Origin of the sequence: Peptostreptococcus canis (assembly GCF_014229965.1) — a bacterium.
Lineage (GTDB): Bacteria > Bacillota > Clostridia > Peptostreptococcales > Peptostreptococcaceae > Peptostreptococcus > Peptostreptococcus canis.
The window spans coordinates 1-235 of record NZ_JABGBW010000039.1 but is presented as its reverse complement, the minus strand read 5'-3'; the positions used below and the strand labels follow the sequence as shown (position 1 = coordinate 235).

Genomic DNA, 235 nt, shown 5'->3' with positions numbered 1-235 from the left:
GCCTTCTAATACTAAAATGTTTTGAATGTGTGTTATCTTTTACTTGTTAAGATTTTTTCTTCGCCTTAATTCAAAGAAAAGCAATATACTTCCCGGAATGGCGAATAGTCCTGCATATCTTGCCGGATCTAATCCGTCACCTGTTTTAGGTAATCTTTTAATAATATCATCAGGAGTATTTGGCGTTGTTGGTTTATTTGGTACTGTCTTTTCCGGAGTAGGATTATGTGTTTCA

The 235-nt window shown here is 34.9% G+C and carries 1 pseudogene; it reads right to left on the bottom strand.

Annotation, left to right across the window (positions count from 1 at the left end):
• Positions 1-39 precede the first annotated feature (39 nt).
• Positions 40-235: pseudogene (locus HLB29_RS09875) on the bottom strand (Cna B-type domain-containing protein); the annotation flags it as partial.